Here is a 13,804-nt window from a genome sequence, read left to right on the forward strand (position 1 = left end):
GGGGCTGGGGCCCTTCCGCGGGCGGGAGAGGAGGCGAAGGCAAGGGGCGCTTTGGCTTTATGGGAGCGGGGGCTTCCCTCTCCTCAATCCTCTCCCGCAAGCGGGAGAGGAGGCGAAGGCAAGAGGCGCTTTTACTTTATTGGAGCGGGGGGGGGGGCCCCACAGCGCGTGGTCGAGATCGGCGTCGAGGCCGAACCGCGACAGGGGAACACGGCCGTTCTTTACCTCGACGCCTTCGGCGCGCAAGCGGCGCGACTGTTCGCGGAAGCCGCGGCTTCCCGGCGGCATCGCAATGTGCCCGCTGGAACGCAGCACGCGGTACCACGGCAGTTCCATGCCGTCGGGCACTTCGCCCAGCAGCCGGCCGACGAGGCGCGCGCGACCGGGCAGGCCGGCGCGCGCGGCGATCGCGCCGTAGCTGGCCACGCGTCCTGGCGGAATGGCGGCGATGGCGGCGTAGATGCGGGCGGCGGCATCGTTCATGGTTCACGCGGCGCAAGGGAATCCGTGTCAGAGTAGCTTCCGACCTTCGCCAGCGGAAGCCGCACCATGCGCCACTTCGAAGCCGTGCGTTCCCACATCGGCAGCCTGCACGAGCTGCGCCACAACGATCCCTACCTGATCAGCTTTGACCTGCAGCTGGCGCAGGATCGCAGCCAGGGGATCTACCTGGCCGAGCTCGAGGACGAGGCGGGACGACGCTATCTGCGCATCTCCACGCCGGTGGGTCCGCTGGCCGGCACCGACCCGAACCGCTGCCTGCGCTTCAACTGGCAACAGCGCACCGGTTTCCTCGCGGTCGCCGACCTGGACGGCTCGCCCTACCTGCACCTGTGCGAAAACCGTCCCTACGAATTCCTCGACCAGGCCGAGCTGCAACGCGTGGTCGGCGAGCTAGGCACCTTGGGCGACGAGCTGGAGCAGCTCATCGCCAACAGCAGCGATTCGCTGTAGCCGAAACTTCGTTCAGGACACCAGCCGGAACAGCAGCACCAGGCCGTAGGCCAGCAGCGCGGTGATCGGCAGGGTCAGGATCCATGCCCACACCATCCGCTCGACCACCGACCAGCGGATCGCATTGAAGCGCTTGGCCGCGCCCACGCCCATGATCGAGGCGGACACGTTGTGGGTGGTCGACACGGGAATGCCGAACACCGACGCCACCAGGATCACCGCGGCGGAGCTGGTTTCGGCGGCGAAGCCGTTGATCGGATGCAGCTTGACCATCTTGTGGCCCAGCGTCTTGATGATGCGCCAGCCACCGCCGGCCGTGCCGGCGGCCATGGTCAGTGCCGATACCACCTTCACCCACACCGGGATTTCGAAACCGCCGGCCGGGTTGCCGTCGATGCGCAGGAAGCTCAACCAGTGCGGCAACTGGTCGAACTGGTGGGCGGCGGTGCCGCCGGCCAGTGCCAGCGCGATGATGCCCATGCTCTTCTGCGCGTCGTTCATGCCGTGCGCCACGCCCATCGCGCCCGCCGACAGGATCTGCGCTTTGCCGAAGAACGCGTTGACGAACGGCGTGCGCCCGAACCGGCGCGACCAGCCCTGCCGGTTGGCGAACCAGGCCAGCAACGCGTACAGCGCACCCATCAGCAGGAAGCTGATGATGAAGCCGCCCAGCGGCGACAGCACCATCGGCACGATCACTTTGGGGATCACGCCGTGGCCCTTGAACACACTGCCCTCGACCCAGATCACCGAATCGAAGTTGTTGCCCGAGGCGGCGATCGCCGCACCGACCAGCGAACCGACCAGCGCATGGCTGGAGCTGGACGGCAGGCCCAGCCACCAGGTGATCAGGTTCCACACGATTGCCGCCAGCAGCGCGCAGATCAGCAACTGCGAGCTCATCTCGATGACGCCGGCATTGATCAGCCCCGAGGCGATCGTGGCGGCCACCGCCGTGCCCATGAACGCGCCGACCAGGTTGGTGCCGGCCGCCATCAGCACGGCCTGCCCCGGCGTCAGCACCTTGGTCGCCACCACGGTGGCGATCGAGTTGGCGGTATCGTGGAAACCGTTGATGTAGGTGAAGGCCAGCGCGATCACCACCACCGCTATGACGATGCTCATGGGCGCTCACCGCAGCTGGGAGAAATCCCGCACGGCGTCGCAGGCCGGCTTGCAATGCACAGGGTCACGGGCGTGGCCTCAGGAGTTCTTCAGCACGATCGAATAGACGATGTTGCCGACGTCGCGGCACTTGTCGATGGCCTTCTCGATCAGCTCGAACAGATCCTTGGACAACATCGCCCGCATCACGTCGCCGCCTTCCACGTACAGCGTGCGGTACGGCGCCAGCAGCATGCGGTCGCCTTCGGACTCCAGCGCCTGCAGGCGATCCTGCAGCTTCTTCACCGGGTCGATGCGCAGGCCGCGGCGCAGCTCGTGCACCATCTGCACCACCACCGCGCTGGACTGCTCCAGCACCAGCGCGCGCTGGGCGAAATCCACGCCGACCAGGCGCCCGGCCACGATCTCATAGCGCTCGGCGAACTTCTCCACGGTCTTGGGAATCTTGTACAGGGCGGAGTTCAGGGCCTCGATGTCCTCGCGATCCAGCGCGGTGACAAAGGTGTTGACCAGGCCTTCGCTGATCTGCGCAGCCAGTTCCTTTTCGCGCGCCCGGGTCACCGCGAACGCGGCCATCACCTGCTCGGCGCCCGGCCGGGTCAGCAGTTCGTGCAGCGCCTTGGCGCTTTCGTGGGCGGTCTCGGCGCTCTGTTCGAGCAAACCGTAGAACTTGTCGCCTTTGCCGAAAATCGTCTGCAGTGAAAACATGCGGGCTACGCCTGATCGAACGGAATGACCGGGATGTTACAGGACTGCCGTGCTGCCCTGCATCAATCCGCGTCCATCGGCAGGGTGATGCGCAGGGTCAACACCACTTACACTGTGCCCATGCACCCTCGCCCATCATCGCCGCGATGCTGACCCAAATCGCGCTCGTCCTCGTCCTGGCCCTGTGCAACGGCTTCTTCGCGCTGTCGGAGATGGCCCTGGTGGCTTCGCGCAAGAGCCGCCTCAAGCAGATGGCCCTGAACAGCCGCAAGGCAGCCGCGGCATTGCGCCACGCCGAGGCGCCGGAGCACTTCCTGTCCACCGTGCAGGTCGGCATCACCCTGGTCATGCTGATCACCGGCGCGATCGCCGGCGACGCGCTGGGCGGCCACATTGCCGCCGCCCTGGAGGGCACGCGCCTGACCTGGCTGCTGCCCTACGCGCGGATCATCGGCATCGTGCTCGGCTTCGTGCTGATCTCGTACATCCAGATCGTGTTCGGCGAACTGGTGCCCAAGCGGCTGGCGCTGGCCTCGCCGGAGAAGGTGGCCTCCTACGTGGCCATCCCGATGCTGGTGCTGTCGCGGATCACCGCGCCGTTCGTGTGGCTGCTGAACCATTCCAGCAACCTGCTGCTGCGCATGTTGCGGGTCAACCAGCTCGGTAGCGGCATGGTCACCGAGGAGGAGATCCGCCTGCTGGTGGCCGAGAGCGCCGAACAGGGCGTGCTCGACCCGGATGAGCACAACATGGTGAACCGGGTGCTGCGCCTGGGCGACCGCACGGTGGACAGCGTGATGACCCCGCGCATGCGCATCGCCTGGCTGGACATCGCCGGCACCCGCGAGGAAAACATCGAGGTGCTGCGCGAAACGCCGTATTCGCGCTACCCGGTCTACCGCGGCGACGAGAGCGACGTGGTCGGCGTGGTCGAGGTCAAGCGCCTGCTGCACAGCTTCGCCGAAGGCATGCCGGAACTGTTCGAACACCTGTCGAAACCCCTGTTCGTGCCCGCCGCCGCCCGCGCGCTGGACCTGCTGGAGGAATTCCGCGACGCCGAGACGCCGCTGGCGCTGGTGGTCGACGAGTACGGTGACATCGAGGGCGTGGTCACCGTCAACGACCTGCTGGCGGCCGTGGTGGGCGCCAGCCAGATCGGCCACGGCGGCGGCAACGAGGCCAGCCCGATCATGCAGCGCGCCGATGGCAGCTGGCTGATCGACGGCAGCCTGCCCACCGACGACCTGCGCGAACTGCTGCAGATCAGCACGCTACCGGGCGAGGACGAACACGATTTCCGCACCGTCGCCGGCATGGTGATGACCGCGCTGGGCCACGTGCCGCAGACCGGCGAAGTGTTCGCCTGGCACGGCATCCGCTTCGAGGTGGTCGACCTCGACGGCGCCCGCATCGACAAGCTGCTGGTCACGCCGGCACCGTCGCTGGAACCGTCCGACGACGAGCAGTAAGGCCAGGAGCACCCCACCCGGCCCTCCCCTGCTGCACAGGGGAGGGAGCAGGCCATTACCGATCTTTCGCCAGCCCGGCCATCCGCTGGGCGTCCGCCAGGATGCCGTGCAGCACGCGCAACTCGCGTTCGTCCGGCTGGGCGCGCTGGAACAGCTTGCGCAGGCGCAGCATGATCGTGGTGGGTTCGCGGCCCTTGTGGAATTCGATATCGTCCAGGGTCTGCCCCAGGTGGCGGTAGAACTGCTCCATCTGCGCGGCGTCGGCCGGCGGCTCGTCGTGCTCGGGCGGCGGCGCGGGCAAGTCGTCGCCCAGCATCGCCAGGCGCACCTCGTAGGCCATCACCTGCACCGCCTGCGACAGGTTCAGCGAACTGAAGTCGTCCACGCTGGGAATCCGCACCATCGCGTGGCAGCGCGCCAGTTCCTCGTTCTCCAGCCCGGTGCGCTCGTTGCCGAACACCAGCGCCACCTGCTCCCCGCGCATCGCCGCCGCCAGCACCTGTTGCGCCGCCTCGCGGGGGGAAATTTCCGGCAGATTCACCCCGCGCCGGCGCGCCGACAAGCCCAGCGCCAGGCTGGTGCCGGCCAGGCCTTCAACCAGCTCGCGATGGATGCCGGCCCCGGCCAGCACGTCGTCCGCGCCCGCAGCCAGCGCGTTGGCCTCCGGGTCGGGGAAGCGGTACGGCGTCACCAGCTCCAGTCGCTGGAAGCCCATCGTGCGGATCGCCCGCGCCGCGCTGCCGATATTGCCCGGATGCGAGGTGCGCACCAGCACGTAACGGATGCGGGCGGCGAGGTCGTGGAGATCGGTCATGCGCTGGACGGATTGGCGGTGCGGGTCGACAAGGATAGTGGACAAGGGCGCCCGGGGCTCGCCTCTGCTAGAATCGCCGGCCGCAAACCCGCTCTCTTCCAAAGTCGATACCCATGGCCAGACCACACGTCACGATCGCGGCGCGCGCCGCGCGTTCAGCAGGCAATGTGATCCTGCGCTACATGAACCGCATCGACGGCCTCAACATCGTCGAGAAGCAGCAGATGGACTTCGTCTCCGAAGTCGACAAGCTGGCCGAGGCGGAAATCATCAAGGAACTGCGCCGCGCCTATCCCGACCACGCGATCCTCGCCGAGGAAAGCGGCGCGATCGGCAAGGGCCCGCTGACCTGGGTGATCGACCCGCTGGACGGCACCCACAACTATCTGCGCGGCATCCCGCACTTCAGCGTCTCCATCGCGCTGCTGGAAAAGGGCGTGCCGATCCACGCCGTGGTGTTCGACCCGCTGCGCGACGAGCTGTACACCGCCAGCAAGGGCGATGGCGCCTACCTCAACGACCGCCGCATGCGCGTATCCAAGCGCGAGAACCTGGGCGGCGCGATGATCGCCACCGGCTTCCCGTACCGCCAGCGCGAGCACCTGGTGCCGCAGTTGGACATGACCCGCGCCATCCTCGGCCAGGCCGAGGACATCCGCCGCTCCGGCTCCGCCGCGCTCGACCTGGCCTACGTCGCCGCCGGACGCTACGACGGCTACTTCGAGATCGGCCTGAAGCCGTGGGACATGGCCGCCGGCGTGCTGCTGGTGCATGAAGCGGGCGGTCGCTACTGCGACTTCGCCGGCCGCGACGGCATCCCGGAAAGCGGCAACATCGTCGCCGGCAACCTCAACGTGGCCAAGGCGATGGTCGACGCGATCGGTCAGCAGGCGACGCCGGCGCTGCTGAAGGCCTGAGCGCCCCCCTTCCGTGAAAAAACAACGGTGCCCATGGGCACCGTTGTTTTTGTCATAACGAAACTGGTTCTGCGTCAGCGTGACGCCTGCGCCTGCCGCAGCCGTTTCATGAGAGCCTGCACGAAAAGCAGGTCGGTGACGGAATCGCCCATATCCTCGTCTTCGCTCAAGAGCAATTGCGCCTCGTACTTTTTCAGCGAAAGCAGCAGATACGTCAGTTCCCTGTCTGTGAATTCGAGTGCACTCATCGGTGTTCCAGGTCAATAAATGGAAGTAACAAGATCAATGCCGCGCAGGCTGAACGGAACTTGCGCAACCAACGAAAGGAAGGCGGAAACCGGCATCTTGCGAGTAATCGACAATCGTCCGAGTCGACTCAATATCCTGATTCGTCAGCCTCGCGCAGGAAGCTGCGCAGGAACGGCACGGTGATCCGCCGCTGCGCCGCCAGCGACGCCTGATCCAGCTTGTCGAGCAGATCGAGCAGCGCACCGAGGTCGCGGGCGTAGCGGGTGAACAGCCAGTCCAGCACGCTGTCGTCCAGTTCGATGCCGCGCGACGCGGCTTGCGCTTTCAACACCATGCGGCGTTCGTCGTCGTCCAGCGGTTTCAGCGCGAACTGGGTGCAGGCGCCCAGACGCGAGCGCAGGTCGGGCAGTTCGATGCCAAGTTGAGCCGGCGTCGCGTCGGCGGCGAACAGCAGGGCGCTGCCTTCGGCGCGGGCGCGGTTGTAGAGGTCGAACAGCGCGTGTTCCGCGTCGCGGTTGCCGGCAATGGCGCCCAGATCGTCCAGCGCCAGCAGTTCGCTGCCGGCGACGCCGCGCAAGGCCGCGGCGTGGTCGGCGATCGTCGCCAGCGGCAGGTATTGCACGCGCCGTTCGGCGGCGATGGCGGCCTGGCAGGCGGCCATCAGCAGATGGCTGCGGCCGCTGCCGCTGGCGCCATGCAGGTAAACCCACGGTGCACCGGGCTGCAGCGCCAGCGCCTGCACCGCGGCCAGTGCGGCGGCATTCGCGCCGGCGTGGAAATGTTCGAAGCGCTGCCGACGCGGCCAGCGCAGCGCGAGCGGCAACTGCGGGATCATGGCGTGGACGAGTCACCCGGCGATGCCACGTCGACCGCGGAAGTCTCGACCTCACCATCGCGGTGCACGGCCACATCCACCTCGGCGATCACCGGATCGTCCGGCCCTTCCTCGTTGTACAGCTCGCTCATCCGGTAGCGTTCGATCAGGTAGCGCAGCAGCACCATGATCACCGACGCCGCCGGCAGTGCCAGCAGCACGCCGAGGAAGCCGAACAGGTAGCCGCCGGCCAGCACCGCGAACATCACCGCCACCGGGTGCAGGCCGATCTTGTCGCCGACCAGCTTGGGCACCAGCACGTAGCCTTCCAGCAACTGGCCGACCGCGAACACGCCGCAGACCAGCAGCACGTGGGTCCAGTCGCCGTACTGCACCAGCGCGGCGATGATCGCCGCCACGAAGCCGATGATGAAACCCAGGTACGGCACGAAGCTGAGCAGGCCCGCGACCATGCCGATCAGCAGGCCCACCTGCAGCCCGACCATGCCCAGGCCGGCGCCGTAGAAGACGCCCAGCGCCAGCATCACCAGCAACTGGCCGCGCACGAAGGCGCCGAGGATCTTGTCCGACTCGCTGGCCAGGTGCGCGATGGTGGGCTGGATCGAGCGCGGCAGCATGCCGTCGATCTTGGCCACCAGCCGATCCCAGTCGCGCAGCAGGTAGAACGCCACCACCGGGATCAGCACCAGGTTGGTCAGCGCCATGGCGATGCCCAGGCCCGAACGCGAGACCTTGCCGATCACCGCGGTGGCGACGCCGCCGATCGAGCCGATGTGTTCCTTGATCGCCGTCAGCATCCGATCGCTGTCGAAGGTGTGCGGGTCCAGGTGCAGTCGCGCCTGCAGCCACGGCCACACGGTGTTCTGCGCCCAATCGCCATAGCGCGGCAGGTTGCCGACCAGGTTCTCGACCTGGCGCGCGATCAGCGGGATCAGCAGCAGCAGCACGCCGACCACCGCCACCAGGATCACCACGAACACGATCGTGGCCGCCCACATCCGGTTGAGGCCGAGCCGCTCCAGCCGGTCAGCCAGCGGGTCGCCCAGATAGGCCAGCATCGCGGCCACCGCGAACGGCATCAGCACCGGCGCCAGCAGCCACATCAGGTAGCCGATCACCAGCACGATCGCCAGCAGCTGCCAGCGCCGCGAAATGTCCCTGTCCTGATTCATCCCGTCACCTCAGCCAGCGCAGGTTCGCGTCGGCGCCCGGATGCGGTTCGCCCTGCAGCAGCAGGTGGCCGCCCGCGGCGAGGTTGGCGGCCAGCGCGCTGATCGGAACCGCCGCCTTGATGTCCAGCAGCACGGCATCGTTCTGCGCGCCCAGGGTCAGCACCTGTTTCACCGTCGGGTCGTCCTGCAAGGTGGAGATCAGCCTGGCGTAGTCCATCGCGCTGTCCAGCCCGCTGACCCACAGCTTGCCCTCGCTGGGGCCGGCGCCAATCACGTTGAGCTGCTTGCCCAGCCGGTCGACCAGGCCGTTGCCGGCATCGCCCAGCAGGCTGTCCGCGCTCGCGCCCTGCGCAGTCCAGTGCTGGGCCTGGCCGCCGGAAATCAGCGTCCAGTCCGCGCTGTTGCCGGCGAGCTTGCCCAGCAGGACCAGGCCGGTGCGGTATTGCTGGTTGACCCCGGCCAGCGCCGCCGGGTCGGCGGCGGCGATCTTGGCCGGATCGGGCGCGCTGGCCGCATCGGGATACACCACGTTGATGCCGCGCGCGTTGGCACTGGCCGCCAGGCTGGCCAGTGCCGTCTGGTCGAGCAGATGACCATTGCCGTCCTGCACCAGCAACAGCACGGGCGGCTTGATGCCCGCGCTTTGCACGCCCAGCTTCGAGACCAGCCGGCGCACCGAACCGGGCTCGAAATCCACGTTCAGGATCAGCCCGGTGGCGGCGCGCTGGTACTGGAATTTCTGCACCATGGAGGTGGCCTTGCCCAGGGCATCGGCGTAACCGGCGTTGCTGCGCAGGTCCTGCCCGCCGGCGACCCGCGTCAGCACCTGGGCCAGCGCGGTGGAGAACGCCTGGTCGCGCTGGGCGTCGCTGGTGTCGGCCACCGGCACCACCACCGAATACGGCGAGCCGGCGAGCTGGGCATGCAGGGACGGCAAGGCGGCAAAAGCCAGCAGCAAGGTGAGCATCAGCAGGCGGGACAGGCGCATGGGGCAGGCATCTTCTTGGAGAAATCTCCCGGGAAGTCTGCCCAATAGTGTCCCCAGCGTCCATCGCGACGGTGTCGAAGCCGGCGAAGGCGAACGGCAACGGCGCCACAAGCTGGTAAACTTGCGCGTTTCACCCACGCCGCAGATCCTGACCAAGGTCCTCGCCATGTCTGACGCCCTCACCTACCGCGCCGCCGGCGTCGATATCGATGCCGGCAATGCGCTGGTCGAACGCATCAAGCCGCTGGTCAAGCGCACCCTGCGGCCCGAGGTGATGGGCGGGCTGGGTGGCTTCGGCGGCCTGTTCGACCTTTCCGGCCGCTACAGGGAGCCGGTGCTGGTCTCGGGCACCGACGGCGTGGGCACCAAGCTGAAGCTGGCGCAGATGCTGAACCGCCACGACACGATCGGCATCGACCTGGTCGGCATGTGCGTCAACGACGTGCTGGTGCAGGGCGCCGAGCCGCTGTTCTTCCTCGATTACTTCGCCACCGGCAAGCTGGACGTGGACACCGCCGCGGCCGTGGTCGGCGGCATCGCCACCGGCTGCGAGCTGGCCGGCTGCGCCCTGATCGGCGGCGAGACCGCCGAGATGCCGGACATGTATCCGCCGGGCGAATACGACCTGGCCGGCTTCACCGTGGCCGCGGTGGAAAAGTCGCAGATGCTGACCGGCGACGCGATCGTCGCCGGCGACGTGGTGCTGGGCGTGGCCTCCAGCGGCCCGCATTCGAACGGTTACTCGCTGGTGCGCAAGATCCTCGAACGGGCGGGCAGCCCGCTGGATCTCGACCTCGGCGGCGTGAAGCTGGTCGACGCGCTGATGGCGCCCACCACGATCTACGTGAAGCCGATGCTGGAATTGCTGAAGAATGAAACCGTCCACGGCATGGCCCACATCACCGGTGGCGGCCTGAAGGAAAACATCATCCGCGTGGTGCCGGATGGCCTCGGCATTGCACTGGATGCCGCCGCGATCGTGCTGCCGCCCGTATTCGACTGGCTGATGCGCGAAGGCAACGTGGCGCGCGAGGAAATGTGGCGCACGTTCAACTGCGGCGTCGGCTTCACCGTGATCCTGCCGCGCGATGCGGTGGCCGGCGCGTCCGCGCTGCTGGCCACGCACGGCCTGGCCAGCTCGGTGATCGGCGAGATCGTGCCCGCGCAGGGCGACGAGCGCGTGCATATCGGCTGATCCGTTTGGCCTCCGCACCCGCCAAGGTCGCCGTGCTCGCCTCCGGGCGCGGCAGCAATCTCGCCGCCCTGCTCGACGCGCGTGCGCGCGGCGAACTGCCGGTCGAATTCGTGCTGGTGGGCAGCGACAAGGCCACCGCCGGCGCGCTGCGGCTGGCCGAAGCCGCCGGCATCGCCACCCTGGCGCTGGACCCGCGCAGCTACGCGGATCGGCGCGCGTTCGATCTCGACCTGTTCGAACGAATCACCGACAGCGGCGCCGAATGGCTGGTGCTGGCCGGCTTCATGCGCATCCTCGACGGCGAGGCGCTGCGACCGTGGGCGGGGCGCATCATCAATATCCATCCCTCGCTGCTGCCGAAATACCGGGGCCTGCACACGCATCGTCGCGCGCTGGAAGCCGGCGACGCCGAGCATGGCGCCAGCGTGCATTTCGTCACTGCCGAGCTGGACGGCGGCCCGGTGATCGCCCAGGCGCGCCTGCCGATCGTGGCCGACGACGACGAACAGTCGCTGGCCCAGCGGTTGCTGCCACTGGAACACCGCCTGCTGCCGGCGGTGCTGGCCGACCTGGCCCACGGTCGACTGCAATGGGACGGCCACGGCCCACGCTTCGACGGCCAGTCGCTGGCGATGCCATTGCAACTGGGCGAGCACGGGCTGCAGCCTTAAAGCAGGTTCAGCCCGGCCTGCGCAGACTCGGCGCATGACTATCCGATCCCTGCTTGCTCCCCTGCTCGGCCTTGGCCTGCTGTTCGGCAGCCACGCCGCCGCAGCCACCCAACCCCAGGCCTTCACCGCCACCTACGACGTGCTGCAGGGTGGCCAGCCCATGGGCGTCGCCACGATCCGGTTGCACGCGGCCGGCGACGGCCAGTGGATCTACAGCAAGGACGTCAAGGGCACCGGCGGACTGGCCGCCCTGCTCGGCGCCAGCGTCAGCGAGTCCTCGCGTTTCCGCTGGAAAGGCGACGTGCCCGAGGCGATCAGCTACGACTACCAGATGCAGGCCGCGGTGAAGCAGAAGCAGCGCCACCTGGTGGTGGACTGGGCGGAAAACCGGGTCAGCGTCGACGAGGGCAAGGGCGCGCAGAGCTATCCCGCCAGTCCCGGCATGGTCGAACGCAACACCCTGGCGCTGGCGCTGGGGTTGGCGCTGCGCGACGGCAGGCAGCAGATCGCCCTGCCGGTGGCGGTACGCCAGGAAGTGCAGACGCAGAACTTCAAGGTCAGCGGCAAGGAAACCGTCAAGGTACCCGCCGGCAGCTTCGACGCCGAACGCATCGACCGCACCGACGCCGACCGCGGCTTCAGCGCCTGGTACGCCCCCGACCGCTACCCGCTGCCAGTGAAACTGGCCCAGCACGACGGCGGCGACCTGGTGCTGGAGCTGGTGAGTTACCGGCCCGAGTAAGCCCAAACCCGCATCCCGGCAGACCCACCGTCCCGGCAGACCCGCTTCCCCGGCAAACTCGTAGCCCCGAGAGCACCTTGATCCCTCCCCCTGCTCGCAGGGGGAGGAAGGGAGGGGGTAGCTCAGGCGCTCGAGGAAAATCGGCGGAACCAGCGGGGGTAGCCAAGGCCCTCGCGGAAAATGGGCGGAACCAGCAGGGCAGCCCACACCCTCGCAGAAGATGGGCAAAAGGAAACAGGTAACCCAGCCCCCTCACCGAAGATCAAGCGCCCCCATCCCAACCCTCCCCTGCTACGCAGAGGAGGGAGCAAGACGAAGGATCAGTTCGGCAAACGCCGGATCTTCGCGCCAAGAACGCCGAGCTTCTCCTCGATGTTCTCGTAGCCGCGATCGATGTGGTAGACGCGGTCGACGGTGGTGTCCCCCTTGGCCACCAGGCCGGCCAGCACCAGGCAGGCCGAAGCGCGCAGGTCGGTGGCCATGATCGGCGCGCCGCTCATCCGGGACACGCCCTGGATCACCGCGGTGTTGCCTTCGAGCTGGATGTTCGCACCCAGTCGCTGCAATTCCTGCGCATGCATGAAGCGGTTCTCGAACACCGTCTCGGTCACCACGCCGGTGCCTTCGGCCACGCAGTTGAGCGCGGTGAACTGCGCCTGCATGTCGGTGGGGAACGCAGGGTATGGTGCGGTGCTGATGTTGACCGCCTTTGGCCGACGGCCACCCATGTCCAGCTCGATCCAGTCGTCGCCGGTGGAGATGTGCGCGCCAGTCTCCTCCAGCTTGGCCAGCACGGCCTCCAGCGAGCTTGCCCGGGCATGGCGGGCACGCACCTTGCCGCCGGTCATCGCCGCGCCGACCAGGTAAGTGCCGGTTTCGATGCGGTCGGGCAGCACGTCGTGCTGGGCGCCGTGCAGTCGTTCGACGCCATGGATCACCATGGTCGAAGTGCCCACGCCCTCGATCTGCGCGCCCATCGCGATCAGGCAGTGCGCCAGGTCGACCACTTCAGGCTCCTGCGCCGCGTTCTCGATCACCGTGGTGCCCTGCGCCAGCGTGGCCGCCATCATGATGTTCTCGGTGCCGGTGACGGTGACCATGTCCATCACGATGCGTGCGCCCTTCAGCCGCGATGCCTTCGCCTTGATGTAGCCGTTTTCGACCGTGATCTCGGCGCCCAGCGCCTGCAGGCCGCGGATGTGCTGGTCGACCGGACGCGAGCCGATCGCGCAGCCGCCCGGCAGCGAGACCTCGGCCTGGCCGAAGCGCGCCACCAGCGGCCCCAGCACCAGGATCGAGGCGCGCATCGTGCGCACCAGGTCGTAGGGCGCCACGCAGGTGCTGGTGGTGCGCGGGTCGACGTGCATCTTCATGCGGTCGTCGAGCACCAGTCGCACGCCCATCTGACCGAGCAGCTCGATGAAGGTGGTGACGTCATGCAGGTGCGGCACGTTGCCGATGCTCACCGGCTCGTCGGCCAGCAGGCACGCAGCGAGGATGGGCAGCACGGCGTTCTTGGCGCCGGAAATGGCAACCTCGCCGTTGAGTGGCGTGCCGCCGCTGATCAGGATTTTGGCCATGGGTGCAGGGAATCGGGAATGGAGAATCGGGAATGGGAAATCGGAGGAGTCGAGGTCGGGCGCGGAACTGGACGGAATGGCTTTTGACCATTCCCCATTCCCTATTCCCGAATCCCGGCTTCTTCCGGAGTCAATGTCTTCAGCGCCAGCGCGTGGATCGCACCGCCCATCAGCTCGCCCAGCGTGGCGTACACCAGCCGATGCCGGGCCAGCGGCAACTTGCCGCCGAACTGGCTGGCCACCACGGTGGCCTCGAAATGCACGCCATCGGCGCCGCTGACCTCCGCCTTTGCACCGGGCAGGCCCTGTTCGATCATCGCCTGGATGCGGCTGGAGTCCATCGGGTAGTGTTCCATGAGGTGGTCGGGCCAGCCGGAAGGCGGAT

15 protein-coding genes and 1 pseudogene are annotated in these 13,804 nt (G+C 67.7%); 6 read left to right on the forward strand and 10 right to left on the reverse strand.

What is annotated here, in order from left to right; translation table 11 throughout:
• Positions 1-156 precede the first annotated feature (156 nt).
• Positions 157-483: pseudogene (locus tag ASD55_RS14465) on the reverse strand (MGMT family protein); the annotation flags it as partial.
• Positions 484-549: 66 nt separating this feature from the next.
• On the opposite strand from ASD55_RS14465, the gene ASD55_RS14470 reads away from it, so the two are divergent.
• Positions 550-954, forward strand: a complete 405-nt coding sequence (locus tag ASD55_RS14470; RefSeq protein ID WP_056717063.1) for a hypothetical protein — start codon at positions 550-552, stop codon at positions 952-954.
• Between the two features lie 12 nt (positions 955-966).
• On the opposite strand, the gene ASD55_RS14475 is transcribed toward ASD55_RS14470, so the two are convergent.
• Entirely contained in the window at positions 967-2,079 is a 1,113-nt protein-coding gene (locus ASD55_RS14475; protein WP_056717062.1) for an inorganic phosphate transporter, read from the reverse strand.
• A gap of 78 nt (positions 2,080-2,157) precedes the next feature.
• On the reverse strand, positions 2,158-2,787 hold the full coding sequence (locus ASD55_RS14480) for a hypothetical protein (RefSeq protein WP_007805738.1): 630 nt from the start codon (positions 2,785-2,787) through the stop codon (positions 2,158-2,160).
• 146 nt (positions 2,788-2,933) lie between these two features.
• Here ASD55_RS14480 and ASD55_RS14485 point away from each other — a divergent pair, with 146 nt between their 5' ends.
• Entirely contained in the window at positions 2,934-4,256 is a 1,323-nt protein-coding gene (locus ASD55_RS14485; protein ID WP_056717061.1) for a hemolysin family protein, read from the forward strand.
• A 55-nt stretch (positions 4,257-4,311) separates the two neighbouring features.
• On the opposite strand, the gene ASD55_RS14490 is transcribed toward ASD55_RS14485, so the two are convergent.
• Positions 4,312-5,070 (reverse strand): RNA methyltransferase, encoded by a 759-nt coding sequence (locus ASD55_RS14490; RefSeq protein ID WP_056767131.1) that lies wholly within the window; start codon positions 5,068-5,070, stop codon positions 4,312-4,314.
• A 113-nt stretch (positions 5,071-5,183) separates the two neighbouring features.
• On the opposite strand from ASD55_RS14490, the gene ASD55_RS14495 reads away from it, so the two are divergent.
• On the forward strand, positions 5,184-5,987 hold the full coding sequence (locus ASD55_RS14495) for an inositol monophosphatase family protein (protein ID WP_056717059.1): 804 nt from the start codon (positions 5,184-5,186) through the stop codon (positions 5,985-5,987).
• A gap of 74 nt (positions 5,988-6,061) precedes the next feature.
• Here ASD55_RS14495 and ASD55_RS18540 read toward each other — a convergent pair whose 3' ends face one another.
• The 4 genes from ASD55_RS18540 to ASD55_RS14510 all read right to left on the reverse strand — a co-directional run bounded on the left by ASD55_RS18540 (position 6,062) and on the right by ASD55_RS14510 (position 9,231).
• Positions 6,062-6,235, reverse strand: a complete 174-nt coding sequence (locus tag ASD55_RS18540) for a hypothetical protein (protein WP_157581863.1) — start codon at positions 6,233-6,235, stop codon at positions 6,062-6,064.
• A gap of 128 nt (positions 6,236-6,363) precedes the next feature.
• Positions 6,364-7,071, reverse strand: coding sequence for a DnaA regulatory inactivator Hda (gene hda / locus ASD55_RS14500; RefSeq protein WP_056767133.1), 708 nt, complete (start codon positions 7,069-7,071; stop codon positions 6,364-6,366).
• Positions 7,068-8,243, reverse strand: coding sequence for an AI-2E family transporter (locus ASD55_RS14505; RefSeq protein WP_056767135.1), 1,176 nt, complete (start codon positions 8,241-8,243; stop codon positions 7,068-7,070). Before ASD55_RS14505 ends, hda begins: the two co-directional genes overlap by 4 nt.
• 4 nt (positions 8,244-8,247) lie before the next feature.
• On the reverse strand, positions 8,248-9,231 hold the full coding sequence (locus ASD55_RS14510) for a DUF2066 domain-containing protein (protein WP_056767137.1): 984 nt from the start codon (positions 9,229-9,231) through the stop codon (positions 8,248-8,250).
• 166 nt (positions 9,232-9,397) lie between these two features.
• Between ASD55_RS14510 and purM the strand changes: the two genes are divergently transcribed.
• From purM to ASD55_RS14525, 3 genes are read left to right on the forward strand one after another with little or no spacing between them, the layout of a single operon-like run.
• Positions 9,398-10,426: a phosphoribosylformylglycinamidine cyclo-ligase gene (gene purM / locus ASD55_RS14515; RefSeq protein WP_056767139.1), complete on the forward strand. Its 1,029-nt coding sequence runs from the start codon at positions 9,398-9,400 to the stop codon at positions 10,424-10,426.
• Between the two features lie 5 nt (positions 10,427-10,431).
• Positions 10,432-11,097, forward strand: a complete 666-nt coding sequence (gene purN / locus ASD55_RS14520) for a phosphoribosylglycinamide formyltransferase (RefSeq protein WP_056767141.1) — start codon at positions 10,432-10,434, stop codon at positions 11,095-11,097.
• 34 nt (positions 11,098-11,131) lie between these two features.
• The gene (locus ASD55_RS14525) at positions 11,132-11,839 is read left to right on the forward strand and encodes a DUF3108 domain-containing protein (RefSeq protein ID WP_056767142.1); all 708 of its coding nucleotides are present in this window, start codon (positions 11,132-11,134) and stop codon (positions 11,837-11,839) included.
• Between the two features lie 320 nt (positions 11,840-12,159).
• On the opposite strand, the gene murA is transcribed toward ASD55_RS14525, so the two are convergent.
• Both murA and ASD55_RS14535 read right to left on the reverse strand, forming a co-directional pair.
• The gene (gene murA, locus ASD55_RS14530; RefSeq protein ID WP_056717052.1) at positions 12,160-13,419 is read right to left on the reverse strand and encodes a UDP-N-acetylglucosamine 1-carboxyvinyltransferase; all 1,260 of its coding nucleotides are present in this window, start codon (positions 13,417-13,419) and stop codon (positions 12,160-12,162) included.
• A 101-nt stretch (positions 13,420-13,520) separates the two neighbouring features.
• Positions 13,521-13,760, reverse strand: a complete 240-nt coding sequence (locus ASD55_RS14535; RefSeq protein ID WP_056767380.1) for a BolA/IbaG family iron-sulfur metabolism protein — start codon at positions 13,758-13,760, stop codon at positions 13,521-13,523.
• Positions 13,761-13,804: the final 44 nt, after the last annotated feature.

Source organism: Rhodanobacter sp. Root561, assembly GCF_001427365.1.
Taxonomy (GTDB): domain Bacteria; phylum Pseudomonadota; class Gammaproteobacteria; order Xanthomonadales; family Rhodanobacteraceae; genus Rhodanobacter.

Excerpts from the sequence above, each read along its gene's own strand:
- ASD55_RS14470 (WP_056717063.1), top strand. The coding sequence starts at position 550 with ATGCGCCACTTCGAAGCCGTGCGTTCCCACATCGGCAGCCTGCACGAG.
- ASD55_RS14475 (WP_056717062.1), bottom strand. The coding sequence starts at position 2,079 with ATGAGCATCGTCATAGCGGTGGTGGTGATCGCGCTGGCCTTCACCTAC.
- ASD55_RS14480 (WP_007805738.1), bottom strand. The coding sequence starts at position 2,787 with ATGTTTTCACTGCAGACGATTTTCGGCAAAGGCGACAAGTTCTACGGT.
- ASD55_RS14485 (WP_056717061.1), top strand. The coding sequence starts at position 2,934 with ATGCTGACCCAAATCGCGCTCGTCCTCGTCCTGGCCCTGTGCAACGGC.
- ASD55_RS14490 (WP_056767131.1), bottom strand. The coding sequence starts at position 5,070 with ATGACCGATCTCCACGACCTCGCCGCCCGCATCCGTTACGTGCTGGTG.
- ASD55_RS14495 (WP_056717059.1), top strand. The coding sequence starts at position 5,184 with ATGGCCAGACCACACGTCACGATCGCGGCGCGCGCCGCGCGTTCAGCA.
- ASD55_RS18540 (WP_157581863.1), bottom strand. The coding sequence starts at position 6,235 with ATGAGTGCACTCGAATTCACAGACAGGGAACTGACGTATCTGCTGCTT.
- hda (WP_056767133.1), bottom strand. The coding sequence starts at position 7,071 with ATGATCCCGCAGTTGCCGCTCGCGCTGCGCTGGCCGCGTCGGCAGCGC.
- ASD55_RS14505 (WP_056767135.1), bottom strand. The coding sequence starts at position 8,243 with ATGAATCAGGACAGGGACATTTCGCGGCGCTGGCAGCTGCTGGCGATC.
- ASD55_RS14510 (WP_056767137.1), bottom strand. The coding sequence starts at position 9,231 with ATGCGCCTGTCCCGCCTGCTGATGCTCACCTTGCTGCTGGCTTTTGCC.
- purM (WP_056767139.1), top strand. The coding sequence starts at position 9,398 with ATGTCTGACGCCCTCACCTACCGCGCCGCCGGCGTCGATATCGATGCC.
- ASD55_RS14525 (WP_056767142.1), top strand. The coding sequence starts at position 11,132 with ATGACTATCCGATCCCTGCTTGCTCCCCTGCTCGGCCTTGGCCTGCTG.
- murA (WP_056717052.1), bottom strand. The coding sequence starts at position 13,419 with ATGGCCAAAATCCTGATCAGCGGCGGCACGCCACTCAACGGCGAGGTT.
- ASD55_RS14535 (WP_056767380.1), bottom strand. The coding sequence starts at position 13,760 with ATGGACTCCAGCCGCATCCAGGCGATGATCGAACAGGGCCTGCCCGGT.